At 32.8% G+C, this 19,816-nt stretch carries 11 protein-coding genes and 1 tRNA gene; 9 read left to right on the top strand and 3 right to left on the bottom strand.

The genetic code is table 11. From position 1 onward, the window contains the following. Positions 1-551 precede the first annotated feature (551 nt). The 4 genes from hsdR (at position 552) to ACGH6R_RS08835 (ending at position 7,954) form a co-directional block, all read left to right on the top strand. On the top strand, positions 552-4,073 hold the full coding sequence (hsdR, locus tag ACGH6R_RS08850) for a type I restriction-modification system endonuclease (RefSeq protein WP_411599488.1): 3,522 nt from the start codon (positions 552-554) through the stop codon (positions 4,071-4,073). Positions 4,074-4,184: 111 nt separating this feature from the next. Beyond that, positions 4,185-5,786 carry an N-6 DNA methylase gene (locus ACGH6R_RS08845; protein WP_411599486.1) on the top strand — a complete coding sequence of 534 codons (1,602 nt, stop codon included), beginning with the start codon at positions 4,185-4,187 and terminating at the stop codon, positions 5,784-5,786. Continuing rightward, positions 5,786-7,093 (top strand): restriction endonuclease subunit S, encoded by a 1,308-nt coding sequence (locus tag ACGH6R_RS08840; protein ID WP_411599484.1) that lies wholly within the window; start codon positions 5,786-5,788, stop codon positions 7,091-7,093. The genes ACGH6R_RS08845 and ACGH6R_RS08840 overlap by 1 nt, the downstream gene beginning before the upstream one ends. 3 nt (positions 7,094-7,096) lie before the next feature. Beyond that, on the top strand, positions 7,097-7,954 hold the full coding sequence (locus ACGH6R_RS08835) for a hypothetical protein (protein WP_411599483.1): 858 nt from the start codon (positions 7,097-7,099) through the stop codon (positions 7,952-7,954). Here the strand turns inward: ACGH6R_RS08835 and rtcR are convergent. Continuing rightward, positions 7,941-9,554 (bottom strand): RNA repair transcriptional activator RtcR, encoded by a 1,614-nt coding sequence (gene rtcR / locus ACGH6R_RS08830; protein ID WP_411599481.1) that lies wholly within the window; start codon positions 9,552-9,554, stop codon positions 7,941-7,943. The two genes, ACGH6R_RS08835 and rtcR, sit on opposite strands and share 14 nt — an antisense overlap. A 318-nt stretch (positions 9,555-9,872) precedes the next feature. Here rtcR and ACGH6R_RS08825 point away from each other — a divergent pair. The 5 genes from ACGH6R_RS08825 to ACGH6R_RS08805 all read left to right on the top strand — a co-directional run bounded on the left by ACGH6R_RS08825 (position 9,873) and on the right by ACGH6R_RS08805 (position 14,737). Next, positions 9,873-9,945, top strand: a tRNA-Pro gene (locus ACGH6R_RS08825). A gap of 720 nt (positions 9,946-10,665) precedes the next feature. After that, positions 10,666-11,808: a slipin family protein gene (locus ACGH6R_RS08820; protein WP_411597057.1), complete on the top strand. Its 1,143-nt coding sequence runs from the start codon at positions 10,666-10,668 to the stop codon at positions 11,806-11,808. A gap of 56 nt (positions 11,809-11,864) precedes the next feature. After that, the gene (locus ACGH6R_RS08815; protein WP_411599479.1) at positions 11,865-13,085 is read left to right on the top strand and encodes an RtcB family protein; all 1,221 of its coding nucleotides are present in this window, start codon (positions 11,865-11,867) and stop codon (positions 13,083-13,085) included. A 42-nt stretch (positions 13,086-13,127) separates the two neighbouring features. Then, a complete protein-coding gene (locus ACGH6R_RS08810; protein ID WP_411599477.1) occupies positions 13,128-13,586 on the top strand; it encodes a hypothetical protein in 459 nt (152 codons plus the stop codon). A gap of 143 nt (positions 13,587-13,729) precedes the next feature. Continuing rightward, a complete protein-coding gene (locus tag ACGH6R_RS08805; protein ID WP_411599475.1) occupies positions 13,730-14,737 on the top strand; it encodes a hypothetical protein in 1,008 nt (335 codons plus the stop codon). 158 nt (positions 14,738-14,895) lie between these two features. Here the strand turns inward: ACGH6R_RS08805 and ACGH6R_RS08800 are convergent, their stop codons facing one another. Next, entirely contained in the window at positions 14,896-18,831 is a 3,936-nt protein-coding gene (locus ACGH6R_RS08800) for a hypothetical protein (RefSeq protein ID WP_411599473.1), read from the bottom strand. Between the two features lie 63 nt (positions 18,832-18,894). Then, the gene (locus ACGH6R_RS08795; protein WP_411599471.1) at positions 18,895-19,596 is read right to left on the bottom strand and encodes a JAB domain-containing protein; all 702 of its coding nucleotides are present in this window, start codon (positions 19,594-19,596) and stop codon (positions 18,895-18,897) included. Positions 19,597-19,816 lie beyond the last annotated feature (220 nt).

The following is a 19,816-nucleotide window of genomic DNA, read 5'->3' as shown; positions in this document are numbered from 1 at the left end:
TGTCATTTCTTACAGTAAATTAGCTTCTACATTTTGCTGACTATTTTTTTCACTTTATTGCTTAAATTCTTATACCTGTAATATTTTTCACCAACAAAATGGCACTTTTTATTTTTATAATTTTATTATAACCAATTGGTGAAGATTTACATGCAGATGTTTTAAAATTATTAGCCTTTTAAAAAGATAAAATTGACTATCACTAGCAAAACAACGTTCGTAATAAATAACTGAATATTGATGTTGAACTTAACGAACGATGCGATAACTAAAACTTAGTCGTTAATATTTCGCATGTGATAAATTTAACTGCTATTTACTAATATTATGTTTTTTTTATATAAAAGATAAGTTTTTAGGTGCTAGGTTAAATGCTGAGTGTCGAATGATAAAAATAAATTTATCAACAAAAAAAAATTAATTAACGAATCACCATCTTAAATAGTCTACCGAAGAAATGCTTAGAAAATAAAAAAATAGCTATAAAATTATACAAAATTTGAGATAATAAAAAAGGATAAAGGATATAACTTCAATGGAGATAGTGCTTAATGATAATAATTAAAGAGCAATCAAATTTTGGTTTTCTAGTTGAACACGATCCACTGTTTGTCGAATTAGCGTGTACAGCTGAGCGAGCATTTAGCAGTGATCCTAATACCACATTAATAAAATTACGGCAATTAGCTGAAGCAATGGCACAACATATTGCTGCCAAGGCTGGTATTGAATTTAATGAACGCACTTCGCAGTCTGATTTGTTGTATAAGATTAGTAATGAACTCAAATTAGAACCCATTATCCGAAATCTTTTTCATACATTACGTATTGAAGGGAATAAAGCTACTCATCAATTTAAAACCAAGCACAAAGAAGCAAAAGATGGACTTTTAGTTGCTTACAAATTAGCGATATGGTTTCACCAATCTTTTAGTCAAGCTGGTGTGCAATTTAAACCAGAACCTTTTAAACCACTTGTTGACCCCAGCGAGCATTTGCGCAGTTTACAGTCAGAAATCAGTAAACTTAAAATAGAACTAGAACAAGCCAATATTGAACTCAATTCAAGTCAACAATTTAATGAATTACTCGCTAAAGAAAAGACTGAATTTGAAACCTTAGCTTTAAAAATGGATGAAGAGGCGCGATCCCTATCTCAACAGGCCCAAGAAAATGAGGCAATGTTACTCAAACAACAGAAAGAATATGAAATAAAGATTAAGGATTTACAACAAGCACTTGCTCTACAAGATTTAAAAGCTCAAAAAGTATCTCGTAATACAATAAGTAATAAAGCTAAGAAAGCAAGTCAACAAATAGAATTAAGCGAAGAACTCACACGAATTTTAATTGATATGCAGCTTATTGAAGCGGGTTGGCAAGCTGACACCGAACAGTTAAATTATAAAAAGGGTACTCGCCCAGAAAAAAATAAATATTTAGCCATTGCCGAATGGCCGACAGAACATAAAGGCGAAAAAGGATGGGCTGATTATGTTTTATTTGCGGGATTAACACCAATTGCAGTTGTTGAAGCTAAGAAAAAGAATAAAAATGTTTCCGGAAAAATCGGTCAAGCTGAACGTTATAGTAAAGGCTTCCAAGTATTACCACCTTTGATTGGTGCATGGGAACTTGAAAAAAGAACGATTGCTTGGCCTGATGAATCAGATTGCCACTACAAAATTCCTTTTGTTTATTCTTGTAATGGTCGTCCATACATTAAGCAATTAGCTGAACAGTCAGGAACATGGTTTCGTGATGTTCGTGATGGCGCCAATTTAAAGCGTCCTTTATTCTCCTTTCATTCACCACAAGGACTCTTAGATCTACTTAATCGTAGTCGAAAAAACGCTGAACAACAACTAAAACAAGAACCATTTGCCTATTTGCAATTAAGGGATTATCAAGAGAAAGCAATTGTTGCGACAGAAAATACCCTTTCCAAAGGGATACGAACAGCTTTAATTGCGATGGCAACAGGAACAGGTAAAACTCGAACAATTATAGGTTTGATGTACCGCTTTTTAAAAACTGAACGATTTAAACGAATTCTATTTTTAGTTGATCGTACCGCTTTAGGAAAACAGGCAATAGATTCTTTTAATGAAGCCACGTTAGAACAAAATCTCACTTTATCTAAAATCTATAACTTAGCCGAGCTTGGTTCTATGGTGACTGAAGCTGAAACACGAATACAAGTGGCAACCGTGCAAGCAATGGTCAAACGCATTTTTACGAGCGATAATCCACCTTTAATCGATCAGTTTGATTGTATTATAATTGACGAGGCGCACCGTGGTTATACATTAGATCAAGAAATGACAGAAGGTGAGATGACAATACGTGACGCCACTCAATATTTATCAAGTTATCGTCGAGTATTAGATTATTTTGATGCGGTAAAAATTGCGCTAACGGCAACCCCCGCAAAACATACTAGCGATATTTTTGGTAAGCCTGTTTATATTTATTCATATCGAGAAGCTGTTGCCGATGACTGGTTAATTGATCATGAACCGCCAATACGTTATCAAACTTTATTAACACAAAATGGTATTACGTTTACCAAAGGTGAAAAAGTAAGTGCCATCAATACGCAAACCGGTGAAATTGAAACTTCTGAATTAGAAGATGAGCTTAATTTTGAAGTAGATGCATTTAATCGTCGGGTAATAAATGAAAACTTTAACCGAGTAATTTGCCAACAATTGGTAAATGAACTCGATCCGTTTGGTGAAGAAAAAACATTAATCTTCTGTGCTACCGATCTGCATGCAGATATGATTAAACGCTTATTAGATGAAGCATTTAAGAATCTCTATAATAGCGAATATAATCAGGCTACTGTCGCAAAAATTACCGGGCAAAGTGATAAAGTTGATCAATTAATCAAACAATATAAAAATGAACGCTATCCAAATATAGCTATCACTGTTGATTTATTAACAACCGGTATTGATGTGCCTAAAATTTGTAATTTAGTCTTCATGCGCCGAGTCAAATCCCGTATTTTATATGAGCAAATGATTGGTCGCGCAACAAGACGATGTGATAGCATAGGTAAAACGGTATTTAGGATATATGATCCGGTTGATATTTATGTCGCATTAAAAGACGTCAACACTATGCAACCGTTAGTTAAAGATCCTAATATCACCCTTGAGCAATTAATTGATGAACTAAGTGATCCTAAATTATTAACTAAAGCATTACAAACATTAGGTGATATGGCGGGTGAAACTTATGCTGATGTAATTTTAAATCAATTAAATCAAAAATTAATGCGAATCTTGCGTAAGGCTGAGCAAAAAGCGGAAAATAAGCCTGAATTAAGACAAAAGTTAGATGAATTACAAACTTTATGGAATGTTGAGCCCCAAAAATTACATAACTATTTACATGAAATTGGTCCTGAATCTGCTTCGAATTTTATCAAACAACATCATGGGTTAATTAATCAATTAATTGAAGTCAATCGATTGCTAGGTAGTGAACGTTTACCACTCATTTCTCAACATGATGATCATATTCTAGAACGCTCGCAAAGTTATGGCTCACATCAACAACCCGAGGATTATTTATATAGTTTTAATCATTTCATTCATAATCAATTAAATGAAAGTGCTGCGTTGTCTGTGGTTGTTAACCGCCCACGTGATTTAACCCGTGCGCAATTGAAAGAAGTTAAACTGTTATTGGATGGTGCAGGTTATTCGGAAGCTAATTTACGCACCGCAGTACGCAATCAAACTAATCAAGATATTGCAGCGAGTATTATTGGTTATATCCGACGTGCTACTTTGGGCGAACCATTAATTCCTTTTGAACAACGCGTTAATCAAGCCATGCAACGAATCTACCAAAATCATAATTGGACACCGGCTCAACGCAATTGGTTAGATCGTTTAGCCAAACAAATTATTTTTGAGGTTGTTATTGATAAAGAATTTATTAATCATCGCTTTACTGATAGTGGTGGCGCTAAGCAGCTTGATAAAATATTGGGCAATCAACTTGATACGGTATTAGATGAATTAAGCGAGGCTATTTGGCCAGCACTTACCGCATAATATAGCAAAGTCACTTGAAGTTACTAAAATATACATTTACTCTAATTCATAATGGCGATGAAAATACTAGTCTTGCCTATTAAGTATACGAGTATAAACTTGGGATAAAAAATGACTAATAACAATATTGTACAAAAACTGTGGAATTTATGTGATGTATTGCGTGATGATGGTATTAACTATTCAGATTATGTAACTGAATTAGTACTTTTATTATTTATTAAAATGGTACATGAAAATACTGAAGCCGGGATTTTGCAAAAACATCCTTTACCTGTTGGGTGTCGTTGGACTAATCTCAATGATAAATCAGGTATTACCCTATTAAATGATTATAAAGCCATGTTATTAGCTTTATCAACAGGTAAGCGTCAAGAAATCGATCCTGAAAATCCAGAACAATACATTGAAGTGACAGTACATAATGACCCATTAATAAGCGCCATTTATGCCGATGCACAAACTCGATTACGAGAACCACGCCATTTAGCACAACTGATCAAAACATTAGATCAAATTGATTGGTTTAGTATTCAAAAGGATGGGCTGGGCGATCTTTATGAAGGATTATTAGAAAAAAATGCCAATGAAACAAAATCCGGTGCCGGTCAGTATTTTACGCCAAGACCACTGATTAATTGCATGGTGCGATGTATTAAACCACAAATAAAACATATCATCCAAGATCCTGCTGCCGGAACGGCAGGATTTCTTGTCGCAGCAGATCAGTATTTACGGCAACAAACCAACGATTATTATGATCTTGATGCTAAAGATGCTGATTTTCAAAAAAACGAAGCGTTTATTGGTGTTGAATTAGTGCCAAATACTCGTCGACTTGCCTTAATGAATTGTTTATTACACGGTATAGAAGGCGGTAATGACGGTGCAATTTTATTAGGTAATTCACTTGGTCAAGTAGGGCAAAACCTTAAACCTGCGGATATTATTCTCGCTAATCCACCATTTGGTACCAGTAAAGGTGGCGATGCCAGTATTACTCGTGAAGATTTAACTTATGAAACCACCAACAAACAATTAGCTTTTTTACAACATATTTACCGTAATTTAAAACCCGGTGGTCGCGCTGCCGTAGTATTACCTGATAATGTATTGTTTGAAACGGGTAAAGGGACTGATATTCGTCGCGATTTAATGAATAAATGTAATTTACATACCATACTACGCTTACCGACCGGGATTTTTTATGCCCAAGGTGTAAAAACCAATGTGCTATTTTTCACTAAGGGCTCAGTAACAGACAAACTACAACAAGAAAACTGTACGCAAAATGTTTGGGTTTATGATTTGCGTACCAATATGCCAAACTTTGGTAAACGTACACCATTTACTGAGCAATATTTACAACCATTTGAAACCGTTTATGGTATCAATCCCGACGGCACCAGCCCAAGACAGGAAGGTGAATGGTCATTCAGTTCAGACGATATCGAAGCAGACTCGTCAGTCAGTCAAGAAAACTTAGACGTTAATGATCAACTAGCACAATCAAGATGGCGCTGTTTTAGCCGCGATTGGATTGCTGACACAAAACATGATTCACTCGATATCAGTTGGTTAAAAGATAAAAATAGTGTGGATGCAACCAAACTCCCAGAACCAGCGATACTCGCCAAGCAAGCTAAAGATGAGTTAATAGTTGCTTTGGATGAGTTGGAAAGTTTGTTAATTGTGTTAGAAGGAAGAAAATAATGTCTTTAGGGTTTATAGAGAAAATTCCTTCCGAATGGGAAACTATTTTGTTAATTGAGGTTGCAAATCCAAAACAGTGGAAAACCATAGCAACCAAAGATTTACTTGATGATGGTTATACTGTATATGGAGCTAATGGGAAAATTGGTTTTTATAATAAATATACACATAAAGAACCAATTGTAATGATAACTTGCCGTGGTGCAACGTGTGGAAATATACATATCACAGAACCTTTTTCATATGTAAATGGTAATGGTATGGCATTGGATGGATTAATTGAAAATCTATATGGATTGAAATTACTTTATTATGTTCTGCGAGCAAGAGGCTTAAATGATGTTATCTCAGGCTCGGCTCAACCACAAATTACAAGGCAAGGATTAGTTAATGTAAAAATTCCTTTACCTCCTATAACAGAACAAAAAATTATAGCTGAAAAACTTGACTTATTACTAGCTGAAGCACAAAAAACAAAATCACGCCTTGAACAAATTCCCGAACTTCTAAAACAGTTTCGGCAGTCAGTGTTATCGGATGCCGTGAGTGGTAAGTTAACGGAAGATTGGAGAAAAAATGATAAATGTTGGATTTCAGCGATATTAGGCAATTTAATTTTAGATTCAACAAATGGTTTATCCAAAAGAAAAGGGACTAATGGTAAAGAGATTACTGTTTTAAGGTTAGCAGATTTTAAAAATGCATGTCGAGTATTTGGGAATGAACGGAAAATTGTTTTAACAGATAAAGAAATAGAGAAATTTACATTAAAAAATGGTGATATTTTGGTTATTCGAGTTAACGGCAGTGTCGATTTAGCTGGAAGATTTATCGAGTATTCATTACAAAAAAAAATTGAAGGATTTTGTGATCATTTTATAAGATTACGATTAAATGAAAAAAAAATCCTTTCTAAATATTTATTATTTGTGGCCAATAATGGGGAGGGACGTTTATATTTACAGAATAGTTTGTCAACAAGTGCAGGACAAAATACGATTAACCAGGCTTCAATTAGAGCCTTAAATATACCGTTACCTTCACTAGAAGAACAAAACGAAATCGTCCGTCGTGTAGAACAATTATTTGCCTATGCTGATAAAATTGAACAACAGGTTAATACAGCTTTAGAAAAAGTGAATCATTTACCGCAATCAATTTTAGCCAAAGCGTTTCGTGGTGAATTAACCGCACAATGGCGCGCTGAAAATGTTGATTTAATTACGGGCGAAAATTCAGCGGCATCCTTACTTGAAAAAATTCAGGTTGAGCGCGCGCAAAACAATAAAAACAAAAAGAAAAAATAATCAATGCGTCAAGAACAAATTGATTTGCTGGAAATAATCACCAATAAACAAAATAGTAACCCTGAAATCAACACATTGTTTAAAGGGTTATTATATTTACCTTGGCAATGCTCGAATAAATTAATCGATAAATATGTTAGTAAATCATTAGCAAAAATAATAAAACGATATAAACAGTCTGTGTTACATTTTGTATTTAATACAACTAAATTTAATTGCTACCAAACTTATATTTGTGGAATTGATTTAGTGCTTAGTGATAGCAAAACTGGGAATAAAGCAAATTTCTTAGCGCAATTAAATTTGTACAAAGAAGTAATTTCGGAAGATCTCGAAAAAGCTAACCTTAACTTTGATGAATTATCATCACAAGGGCAAGATACATTAGTCGGTTTTTATATTTATACGACCATCGCAGTATATGAGGTGGCGGGAATTATACAACCTATCGATAATTCACAAAACTTCCATCTCAAAATTAAAGAATGTTATTTAGATGCTTATTTAATAAAACAGTTTAGAACTTTTTGCAATCAATATAGTTGTATATCAGATTATTTAACTCTCTATGAATTAACCACGAATTTAGGACTATCTCAATTACAAAAAAATAGTGAACCACTGAAAAATATTACTAACTATTTAATCGATAAAACCTTATCCATAAATATCAAATATCTTGATACGCCGATTTCTTATTCCTTCCAACAACTTTTTAATCGAGCTCAACTGTTAACTTTTTTAACTTGCTATTTAGTTCATCATTGTTCAACACCAAATAAAATCGAATTAAAACCAGTCAAAATTCATAATATAGAAAAAAAGTTCTCTAATGCTATTCATTTAGCTATACCTGTTTAATCTCATCCCAACTCAGCCCAAACTTCGCCAAATATTTTTTCAACCTGTCGGCATCATTACTCTTCTGTTTTTTGGTTCTCGAAACAGCAAAAAGCTTTCGACCAGCTTCTGATAAACTGGCACTTTCTTGACATATCTCGATAACTTTTTCTAACTGGTAGCGATCGAATTCATCAATTTCTTGTGGAATTAATGAATTATTTGACTGATCGCCTTGCCAGTTTTGTTTTAAACGTTTAATCTCTTGTTCGACTTGCTCAATCGTAATATTTCCTTGTGGTGCCAGCGTTGCCATGCGTGTAATAGATGCGGTGAGTTCACGAAAGTTTCCTTGCCATAATGCTTCATTCGAGGTGGCAAACTGTAAATAGGCGCTACGCGACTCACGATTAAAACGTGGCATCAAGCCATATTCTTTGGCGTAACGCGCCAGTTCATAATCAATATTCGGTTCGATATCCTCTTTACGCTCGGCTAGCCCTGGCAATGTATAATTCCACAGATTAATACGGGCGTAAAGATCTTCGCGAAACTCACCTTGGCTAATTGCCAGTTTAAGGTCTTTATTGGTGCCGGCAATCAGCTGAAAATCACTCTTAATTGGTTTATCACTACCAAATGGATAAAATTGCTTTTCTTCAATCGCTTTTAATAACATTGCTTGCTCGTCTAGTCCAAGCTCCCCGATCTCATCTAAAAACAGTAATCCACCATCGGCACTTTTTAACAATCCAGTCCGCGCCAGATTTGCCCCCGTAAACGCGCCTTTGACATGACCAAATAAGGTAGACATAGCACTATCGCCACGTAAGGTGGCGCAGTTAATCTCAACAAATTGACCACTGATTTGATGGTTACTTTGTTTAAGTAAATAGATCTGTTTTGCTAAAAATGATTTTCCTGCACCAGTTGGCCCACATAATAACATAGGGGCATAAGAACGGCTGGCCACTTGTTCGATTTCAGCAATTAACTGGTTAAACAGTTGATTACGCGTGGCGATGCCCGATTTTAAAAGCTCGGTAGCTTCACTGGCATACTGCTGAAAGCGGTTAAGAATTTGATCATAACGATTAAGATTCAAATCAATGGTGTTAGCTTTTCCTTTAGGACTATTGGCAATCAGTTCCGCCTCATTATTATAAATTCTTTCTTCAACTTTATTTGATTTTACTGGTGGTGAAGTTTGCAATAACTTAGCTGGGTAGTAACGTGATTCAGCTAATAAGAACCAACAAATTTGCGCCACATGGGTTCCGGTTGTGATATGCAAATAGTAATCTTCTTTATCTGGATCAAAAGAATATCGTTTAGCAATATCAAATAAACAAGTATAAACCTGCTCAAAATCCCATGGATCAGCAATATTAATGACAATGGGTTTAATTTCGGTATTGGGGGATAGAATTTTTATATCATTAACAATATCACAAAGTAGCTGCTCATCATTGGCAAAATAAAGCAGTTCCAAACGAGAAATAGCTAAATCAGTTTGTCGGCACAAATCAATCGTTGGTCGCCAACGCGCCCAGCGTTTTTTACCTCTACCTCGGTTATCCAGCACATTACCCAAAAAACCAAATATCACATTCTTTTTCATAATTAAATTTATAATATTATATAAATAGCTAGATTAAATTATAATATTTATAGTCATTAAAATCTATTTGAATATCATATACATTATATGATATTTATTTTTTATATCTATAAATCAAATATTTAAAAAATATTTTTATTACTTTTTATTTTTTGGCACGCTTTTCGCAATATTAAATATACCTAAGCAAGCAAATGCTGTTTTTATCACAGCAAGGTACATCGCGAATCCTTTACGGGTTTATCTACGGGATAAAAGGACGGAAGATTATCAACATGTATTCCTTATTGTGTGATTAGGTGACTGTAGAAAAGTCAATTTTGAATAGTTCATCTGGTAGAACAATCGACTAGGGATCGATATGTAGTGGGTTCGAATCCCACTTCAAAAACCGTAAAACAAAAGTAGAAAAACAAACACAGTCAGTGATCGTCGTTAGATAAGCTAAGTGACAAAGCACCTTAACAAGCTTATCCGCAAAAAAAACCGGTTAACTTGTCAGGTCACCACGACTTTCAAGGTAAACAAACTGGATAATAGGCAGAATGTTAAATACCAATAAGTGGCGCACTATTTTTCTTATTGCTTTTAGCCTTCACCCTACTATTTCGTTACTTAGCCCGTTTCAATTGTGCAAACTCGGTTGCTGATTGTGCTAAAAAGGAAATGTAAAATGATAAAAACTATTAAAGTCAAAAAATATGAAATTGCAATTTTATTTAAAAATAATGAGATTGAAAAAGTATTAACTGCGGGGGTACACCGAATTTTTGATCCATTTAATATCTCCAGTTATCAATTGATTAATTTAGCTGAGACAAAAATTGTAGCCAACATAGCAGAACAGTTAATCAACTTCTATCCAAATATTATTAACCAACACTGTTATTTAGTGGATGTGGCTGAAAACGAAATTGCCTTACGTTATGAAGAGCAAAAATTGGTTGAAGTCATTTTACCAACAAACAAAGCTTTATATTGGAAAAGCTACAAAGCACATGCGATTAAAAAAGTGGCATTACAAGACGGTTATGCACTGCCAACCGATATCGCACAAGAATTGATTGAAGCTAAAAATAGCAATAACGCCATTGTGAATATCGAAAAACTAGTGCTACATCACTTTATTCATGAACAAATTGGGACTTTATTTGTTGATAACCAGCTAATACAGATTATTGCGCCAGAATCAATCGTCGGTTATTGCCAATTTAAACATACGATTGTACTGGGTAAATTTAACTTAAGGGACAACCGCATTGATGATCGTATCGCTGATGCCATAGAACAACGTACACCACAACAACTATCACAATACTGTATCGCAATGGAAGTCGGTGCAAATCAGGCTGGTTTGCGTTATGAAAACGATCTATTGGTTGAAATTTTATCCCCGGGTACTAAACGCCTATATTGGCAAAATAGCCATAAACAGCATATGGTGACAGTGGATTTAAACCAAGGGTATACCTTAAGTGATGAAATGGTACAGCAATTACTACAACCAAAGTTACGCCAAAAAGAAGTACTCGGTGATAACAGCGTATTAATTGCACAAGTGCCGGCTTATCATGTCGGGGTATTAAAAGTGAACGGTAAAATTGAGCAGTTATTAACAGCTAGCATTACCGCTTATTGGCGTTTTAACCGGGAAATCTCGGTTGATATGGTGGATACTCGCCTGCAAGCCTTAGAAGTGGCAGGACAAGAGATTTTAACCAAAGATAAAGTCAATTTGCGGGTAAACTTAGTGGCTAACTGGCACTATACTGACGTATTAACCGCGTTTGAAAAAACTGCACAGCCGGTTGATTTATTGTATCGTGAATTACAATTTGGATTACGCGAAGCGATTGGTATGCGTACGTTGGATGAGTTACTTGAGAACAAAAATATTATTGATGAAGTGGTAACCCAACATATCAAAATGCGTTTAGATGGCTATGGTTTACAAACTGTTTCACTAGGGGTAAAAGACATTATTTTACCGGGCGATATGAAAGCGATTCTATCACAAGTGGTCGAGGCGGAAAAAGTGGCGCAAGCCAATGTGATTCGTCGCCGCGAGGAAACATCAGCAACCCGTTCATTATTGAACACCGCCAAAGTAATGGAAAATAACCCAGTAGCCTTGCGGTTAAAAGAGATGGAAACTTTAGAACGCATTGCTGAACGTATCGATAAAATCTCGGTAGTAGGCGGACTTGATCAAGTGTTACATGGCTTGGTAAATATCCAACCTAAAAGCGCGTGATAAAAAGAAAATATTAAGCCGCCATGTACAATCGCAGGGCGGTGTGAGGAATAAAAATGACACAATATAATTTATTGCAGGCAGAAAACGCCAAGCCAATCAAAATGTGGACTAAAGGGGTACCGGTCGAACCCGAGGCTAAAGAACAACTAACCAAAACGGCAAAACTACCATTTATTTTTAAACATATCGCCGTGATGCCCGATGTGCATGTAGGTAAAGGCTCAACCATTGGCAGTGTAATCCCAACGCGCGGCGCGATTATTCCTGCCGCAGTTGGGGTAGATATTGGCTGCGGTATGATTGCGGTACAAACCTCGTTGATGGCGGCTGATTTGCCAGATAATTTATTACCATTACGTACTGAAATTGAAAAAGCGGTGCCGCATGGAATTACCCCAAAACACCGAGGACGGGATTATGGTAGCTGGCATGACGCCCCTGCTATTGTCGAACAGTACTGGCAACAGCTAGCGCCAGGTTTTAATAAGCTGACGGAAAAATACCCGCGCTTTTTAAAAACCAATAACTACCGTCATTTAGGCACATTAGGTACCGGCAACCACTTTATCGAAATCTGTTTAGATGAGGCCGATCGTGTTTGGATTATGTTGCACAGTGGTTCTCGAGGTATAGGTAATGCTATTGGTAACTTCTTTATTGAAATAGCTCGAAAAGATATGGAGATCCATATAAAAAATCTACCAGATAAAGATTTAGCTTATCTAGAAGAAGGTACAGAGCACTTTCACGATTATGTCGAGGCTGTGCATTGGGCGCAAGAGTTTGCAAGGCTAAATCGAGAGGCAATGATGCATAATGTGATTTTGGCAATGCAGAAAATTATCACTAAACCATTTACTACCCATATGTCGGCAGTAAATTGTCACCATAACTATGTTCAAAAAGAACAACATTTTGGTGAAGAAATTTTTATCACACGTAAAGGCGCAGTATCCGCACGTAAAGGAGAATTTGGCATTATTCCCGGCTCAATGGGGGCTAAAAGCTATATTGTGCGAGGACTAGGAAATAAAGAAAGTTTTTGCTCGTGTTCGCATGGTGCCGGCCGCGTGATGAGCCGAACAGCGGCCAAAAAGCAATTTACCATTGAGGATCAAATCAAGGCCACGGCCCATGTCGAATGTCGTAAAGATGCCAACGTGATTGATGAAATCCCAATGGCATACAAAGATATTGATGCAGTGATGACCGCACAAAATGAATTGGTTGAGATAGTGCATCAATTAAGGCAAGTGGTGTGTGTGAAGGGATAAAACTATCGAGGAGCGATCCTCGATATTAATGGAGATTAAGGTATGATAAATCTTGATTACATAAATGGATATCTAAATGCAATGTGTTGTTTGAATGCTGGACTTAACCATTATTGCGATTATTCAATGAAATTACTGAATAATAAAGGGAATTTTACTGACACATTATCCCATCACTTTCAATCAATTGCCGATGGACACGGAAAATTTTTCGATGCTCAGTTATGGCATATAAAACCAAAACAGATCACCGTTGATGAATTTATACAGCAAATTAATAAATGTTTTTTTAAGCAAAGCTATTCACCAACCTTGCATAGAGAAAATGGAATGAGGGAAGTTTCAAGTTTTATCGATATATTGTCCCCCCTAGAATTAAATAAATGTTATCTATATGAAATCGAAACAATGCCACCAAAGTGGTATGCGACACAATGGTGTGATTTACTGTTGATTTATCAAAATAACTATTATTTATTATATTTTTGTTTAGACGATTAATTTTTGGTGATTGAAATGTGAAAGTTATTATGGAAAAAAATCTATGTTATTCACTTTCATTAAAAATTATTTTTAGTCTTTATCAAGATAATTTCATTATTCAGTTTTGCATATAGATAAAAGATAACAAAAAAGGAGTGGTAATGAAAAAACCATTATATAAATTAAAGAATTATATTTTAAAATATCCCGTTCTATTTTGGGTAGTAGCTCTAACTTACATTGTGAGCGTAATTATTCTTACTATGAATAAAAGAGAAGCAGTTACTTTCTATTTTATTATTTCTTATGTTGTTTTGGGGGTGGGGTATACAATTTATTATAAATTTTATACCAGTAAAGAGCAGAAGAAATTTACAAAGGATTGGCTTAAAATTGTATTTACATTACCAAAAAAGAAAATCAACAAAAAAAAACAAAAAAAACACCCCGAAAAAGTATTACATCTAATATTATTTTTATCTGGCTGGGGAGCTATATTTGGTTGTTTAGCTTTTCTTACATTCTTGTTTAAATGTTACTGGTTAATTAGTTTTCTTCTTTTTATATTACAATTTCTTTCAGCTATAACGATAATGATAACTTATATAATTAAAAGAGAATTTAATGAGTTAGAAAAAATTATAGGTGCTGCTTTATTAACTCTTATCTATATAGTGCTTGATTTCATAGGGGAAAATCAAGGAAGAACATTTGTCACTGATATGATATCTGTTTATCCAGAACAAATTCCAACCATAACACAAGGATTATACTGGTTTTGCTTTATTCTATTCGCAAGTTTTTTCTTACAGTTGATAGCCATATTTTGGTTAGATTTAGCGAAAAATCGAAAACTTTCTTATAAATTACCATTTATAACGTACTTCCTTGTTTTCATAAGTATTGCATTACCTAGTCAATTGATTGTTTTTAATGGAGAAAGTATTATTAAAACTTCTGTTGCTATAACATATAAAGCAGATACAATAAATTATTTTAAATGCAATAATAAGATTATAAAAAACGTACCTAATGATACTGCTCGTTATTTGAAGATTGATGAACTAGAATTTCGGACGTTTTATTTTGAAAAAGATAAAAGTGATATTCAAATGACAACTTATCTTTGTAATGGCTCTGATTATACTAAAGTAGATATTCATAAATAATATATTGATCATAAATACTGAGAATAGTAATAGTTAATGTCCAGTATTTATGATTTTAAATTCAATATTTCTCGTCGCGCTATTTATATCTTTTGTCTCTTCACCTTTTTAAAAAACTCTTGCAAAACACACTACAGATTATTAATTAAAACATTGCCTTAAATCATTTTTTTACCAAAAGAAATAATTTTATCTCCTTCTATATTGAATTTAAATTGCCATTTCTCATATAAATTTTTCATTATTTTTAGGTTTAATTCCGTATACTCAAAACTTGGTCTTTTAGCAATAAATAAGCTTGAAAAAAAACTTTGATTTGCAGGTTCTTGTTCTATTATTTTGAATGTATTGAATATTTCACCGGTATTTAATTGATAAATTTGGTTACACAATATAGTGTATTTATCGTCAAGTGATAATTGAGTAAGCTTGAGTAATGCAACTAATAAAACCTTAGAAATTTGCTTAAATTGTAAAATTTCAGTTTTATGTTCTATACACAGATTTTTTATTATATCTTTTATTTGATTATTTGCGGAATTATAGAATTCTTCACTAGTTACATAAACTAAATCATCGATATCAAAGTTTTTTTCTAAAATATTTTTTTGTATTTCTTCAACGTAATTTTTATCGATAATGGAAATCGGTTCATCTGTGAAATTTAATAATAATTGCTTTTGTTTTAAACTTAAATCTTCAGATAATAAGTCGACTATCTCCTCATGACTAATTAATGCGTTATCATCATTTAATTTAGCGACATAACTTTCAAAATTATTAGTAATAATTTCCAGAATATTTTCTGGGTAATTTTCTCTTAAAAAGTTTAAATCTTGCTCATGCGATAGTTTAATAACTTTATATTTATTTAAAATAGATATTTTTGCTTTATCAATATTTTTATAATCAAAATTATAATAGTATTTACCATTAAACCATGATATTAGCATACTATACTTAGTATCATTTAAACTTGGATTTATGATTGTTTGACTAAAAAATAAATCTATTTCATCCTCTTCAGTTATCAATTTGTTTAAACACGCGTCTTCGGAAGAGATATTTTTATCACTATGATTTATAAAATTAGCTAATTGTTCATTGATTTCTCTTTTTTCAATATTGTTATCATCTTCCAATTCGTAATTGAAGAAATAGTGGACAATATTTTCTGCTGAGTATTCTATTTTTTGATTTTCAAGTAGTTTATTCCATATATCTTTATCAGTTGCTTGAGTTAAATTATCGATAATGGTTGATAGTTTATTGATATAAGCTATTTTTGCTGACACAGAAATGTCGTCATGATTTAATATAAATAATGCTGTCTCTTCATTATCGTCGATTATTGAAACATCGGATTCAGTGATAGATATAATTAATGCTTCGGTATTACTTTGAAAGTATGATTTAATTGGTGCATCATCATTTAGCGCTAATACAGTTTGAATAATGTTAGAATCACAATTTGTTAAACTATATTGATTTGCTAATATATGTTTTACATTAGTATAAGTGAGTTTATAACTATTGTTTTTTTCAACTAATTCTAACAATTCTGGTTTTGAATTATCAATTTGTTTGAATTGAATATCTAATATTACAAAAGCATTCGCAATTTTGCGTAAATTATTTTGATTCTCATCAATTAGTTCAAAAATCGTATTCCATTCATCATCAATTAATAAAAAATCAGTTGAATGTGTAATGAAGTTTTTTAGATCATCATCTTCATTCATCCCTTTTAATTCTATTGGTCGGTTACTAATAAATGAAAGATAAAGATAAAGTTTCATATTAAACAAATCGATATATTTCCATATATCCCAGATTTGAATATTAAGTTCTTTTATCAATAAACACAGATATTTTTGATCATAACCAGCATCTTGATTTATTAATAAAGCATAATATCTTGCCAAATATTCATTCGCAAAATCAGTTTCATTATATGATTTTAATAAAATATTAAATTTGTATAGATCGTCTGTTTTATTATTCAAAAGGATATAGTCTAGTAAAGAGTAATTTAAAATAGCACGTCCTTTGAATTTATTTGAGTTATCTAAATTCAATCTTTGCAGAACTATTTCTGGTTTTTTTAATTCAAGCTCCCAATCATTTTCGGTATACTCATAAATATTACGTAAAAATAATGTATCATTTTGAGGTAGTCCTTCCTTATCAAGAAAGCTAGTATAGTCACTATAATATTCGTCAATGTAGCCTTGAATAATTAGTACACGTAAAAGAGGAAAATAGCATGAAGCGGATAATTTTTCATACTCCTCTTTATATTTTTTGTACTTTTCATTCTCACTTGTATCAGGTGTTTTTTCACTAAAATGTTTTTGAATTAATGTATTTGCTGAAATACCATTTTTCAGATTAATTGCGATCACTTCATTAATCTTTTTAGGTAATTGCAAATTGAATCTTTCTTTTTTTAAATTTTTAATCTCTGCTTCAAGTGTTGATTTTTTATGTGTGGTAATAAATTCTATTTCTTCTTTTCTTTCTTGATATTCTGAATTTGTTTCTAGGTTATTAAAATATTGTTGGCAATTATGCTCACGATAGTAATAATCATCTCTTGGACGATAATTGGAGATTGTTAAATTATTTTCCTTTAAGGTATGGATAAAATCTTTTGCGTTTAATGTGAAAATATCAACACCATCTATATAGTTATAATCTTTTTTAATATTCCATGGGATATTGATAAATAAAGCGTCTAACTCATCAAGATTTTTTAAATGGCTTGTTTCTATTGAATTAATATTTTCTTTTCGCATTTTAATTCGATTATTAATTTTTTCAATTTCAGTCTCATATATTATATTTTTTTGGATTTTTAATGATTCAATAATTCGATGAACCACACCTTGCCCTAAACCTAAGCGAGTTAAAGAAAAATCTTCAGGAAAAATATTTTTATAAATAATAATGGCTAGTAAGTTTTCATATTTAAACCACTTAGAATCATGTGCTATTTTGGTTTTATAAATTTTATACTCATTACAAATATTTTTTATAAGCCGTATATCATCTAAGTAGTCAGAGAGGATGTCCAAAAAAGAACTTGTAAAATCGCTATAAATATTTTGATTTTTGAATAATTTTTCCATTTTCCCTAGTGAATTTGAGTTATCCATAACAGGGACAATAGGTAAAATGTAATCAAAGAACTTTGTTCGTTCTTTTGATTCAAAAATTTCATCTTTAATTAGATAAATAAATTTAATTGGTTTTGGTCTGTTTTTTGACTGTTTTTTGTTGTAAATGTAATTTAGTTCTCTTAATTTACTGAGAATTAAATTATCATCATAACGGTCGATATCTTCCAAAACGATATAATCTAATTTTGATTTATCTAAGATATAAATAATTTCATTCAAATATTTATCAAAGTAAGAAACATCGCATTCTGATGATGAAATATCAATTTCATTCTCAAAAACTTTCAGCTTTCTAATTAAGCTTTTACCACTTTGTTGGTCAATAATTTTAAAAGCAATAAAACCTATAAGGATAAATGAAACCCCCATTAATACTAAAGTAATAGTTGTATACTCATTCAGGAGTTTTGTAAGTAATGTTTCATTTATATAAATTAAACAAAAAATAATTAAAGAAACGATGCCTGCCCAAGTTAGCTTTAGCCACTTCGATAATTCATTTTTTACTTTAAAATCTGTTGCAGGGATTTTATGTGGCTCGATTTGATGGATGAGTTGGTTGATAATTTTCCTTTCTAACATTAATTCATCTTCAAAGGCTAATTCATTACCGTTCTTTTTACCTTTGATTTTTGACGCTAATATAGGCGAAAAATAAGAAAGTGAAATGTGTATTCCATTAAGCTTTTTATGATTTTCTTCATAAGTTTTAATTACACTACTTTTACCAGAGGCATAAGGCCCTGTAACAGCAATATTGAGCAAATCATCTTCTTGGAATACAAAGTCGAGAGCTTCGGTATAACCTTGCATTTCATCATCAGATAGATATGCTGGTGTGAGTTTTTCAAAAGTAAACTTATGTTTGGATTCTGGCGCAGACGGTTTTTCTTTATTTTGCTTATCTTCCATTTTATGTTCCTTATCAGGATTTTTTACTTTTAAAACCAATCATTTTATTTATAAAACGTACTTTTATTTTAAATTAACGAGCTTCTCAACTTCCTTTGCTGTAATACCCAAAATCTTAGCAATATCATCAACCGAAACACCTTTTTCCAACAAAGCATTAATCAATATTTTCTTTTCAGTCTCTGATTTTTCCCGACGTTCTTTTTCCGCTTTTGCTTTTTGTTGAGCTGTTTTTGTCTTATCCTTTTCAACCGCCAACTTCTCTTTAGCGATCTTTTTTTCTTCCTTACGGATCATATCAACCACTTGATAAGTCGGTACATATTTTAGGCTTTGTTCTAACTCGTCCATAAGCTTAGTACTGCGGAAGCTAATATAGGATTTAGGGGTGATGATTAGGTGGTCGATTAAATCGATATTTAAAATACGGCCGACTTGAATTAGGCGATCGGTGATATCTTTATCTGCTTCGGACGGCGTCAGCGATCCTGACGGGTGATTATGTACTAATATCACGCGTGAGGCGTTTTTCATCACCGCAACACGAAATACATTCATCGGTTCAACATCGACCGATTTATAACTGCCAAGCGCAATCAGTTCGATATACAGGATATAACCAGCTTGATTCATGCCAATCATCCAAAGATGTTCTTTTTCTTGGTCGATTTGGTTATCACGCAATAACACACGTTGCATAATGCTGTAGACATCGTCTGTGCCTTCAATATAGCGTTTGTCATGCTTGGTTAATTTAATATCCATTTTATTACCTTGTAAAATCACTTAAAAAATAATATAGCATATTTTTCTTAAACTTAGCAGTGATTAACTCAAACCACTACATGATTGATAGGTAGGATGGATTTTATATTAAATGTACAAATTTAATAAAAAAATGCTAAAGCTTATTTTTTGTTAAGTTTTTTCAGATTTGAAGGTTCTAATCATAAATTTTCATTTCTAAATAATTCATTATCAATGA

The organism is Gilliamella sp. CG13 (genome assembly GCF_046635805.1).
GTDB lineage: Bacteria > Pseudomonadota > Gammaproteobacteria > Enterobacterales > Orbaceae > Gilliamella > Gilliamella apicola_I.
Note: the sequence above shows the minus strand (reverse complement) of the source record. Positions and strands in the feature narration are given on the sequence as shown.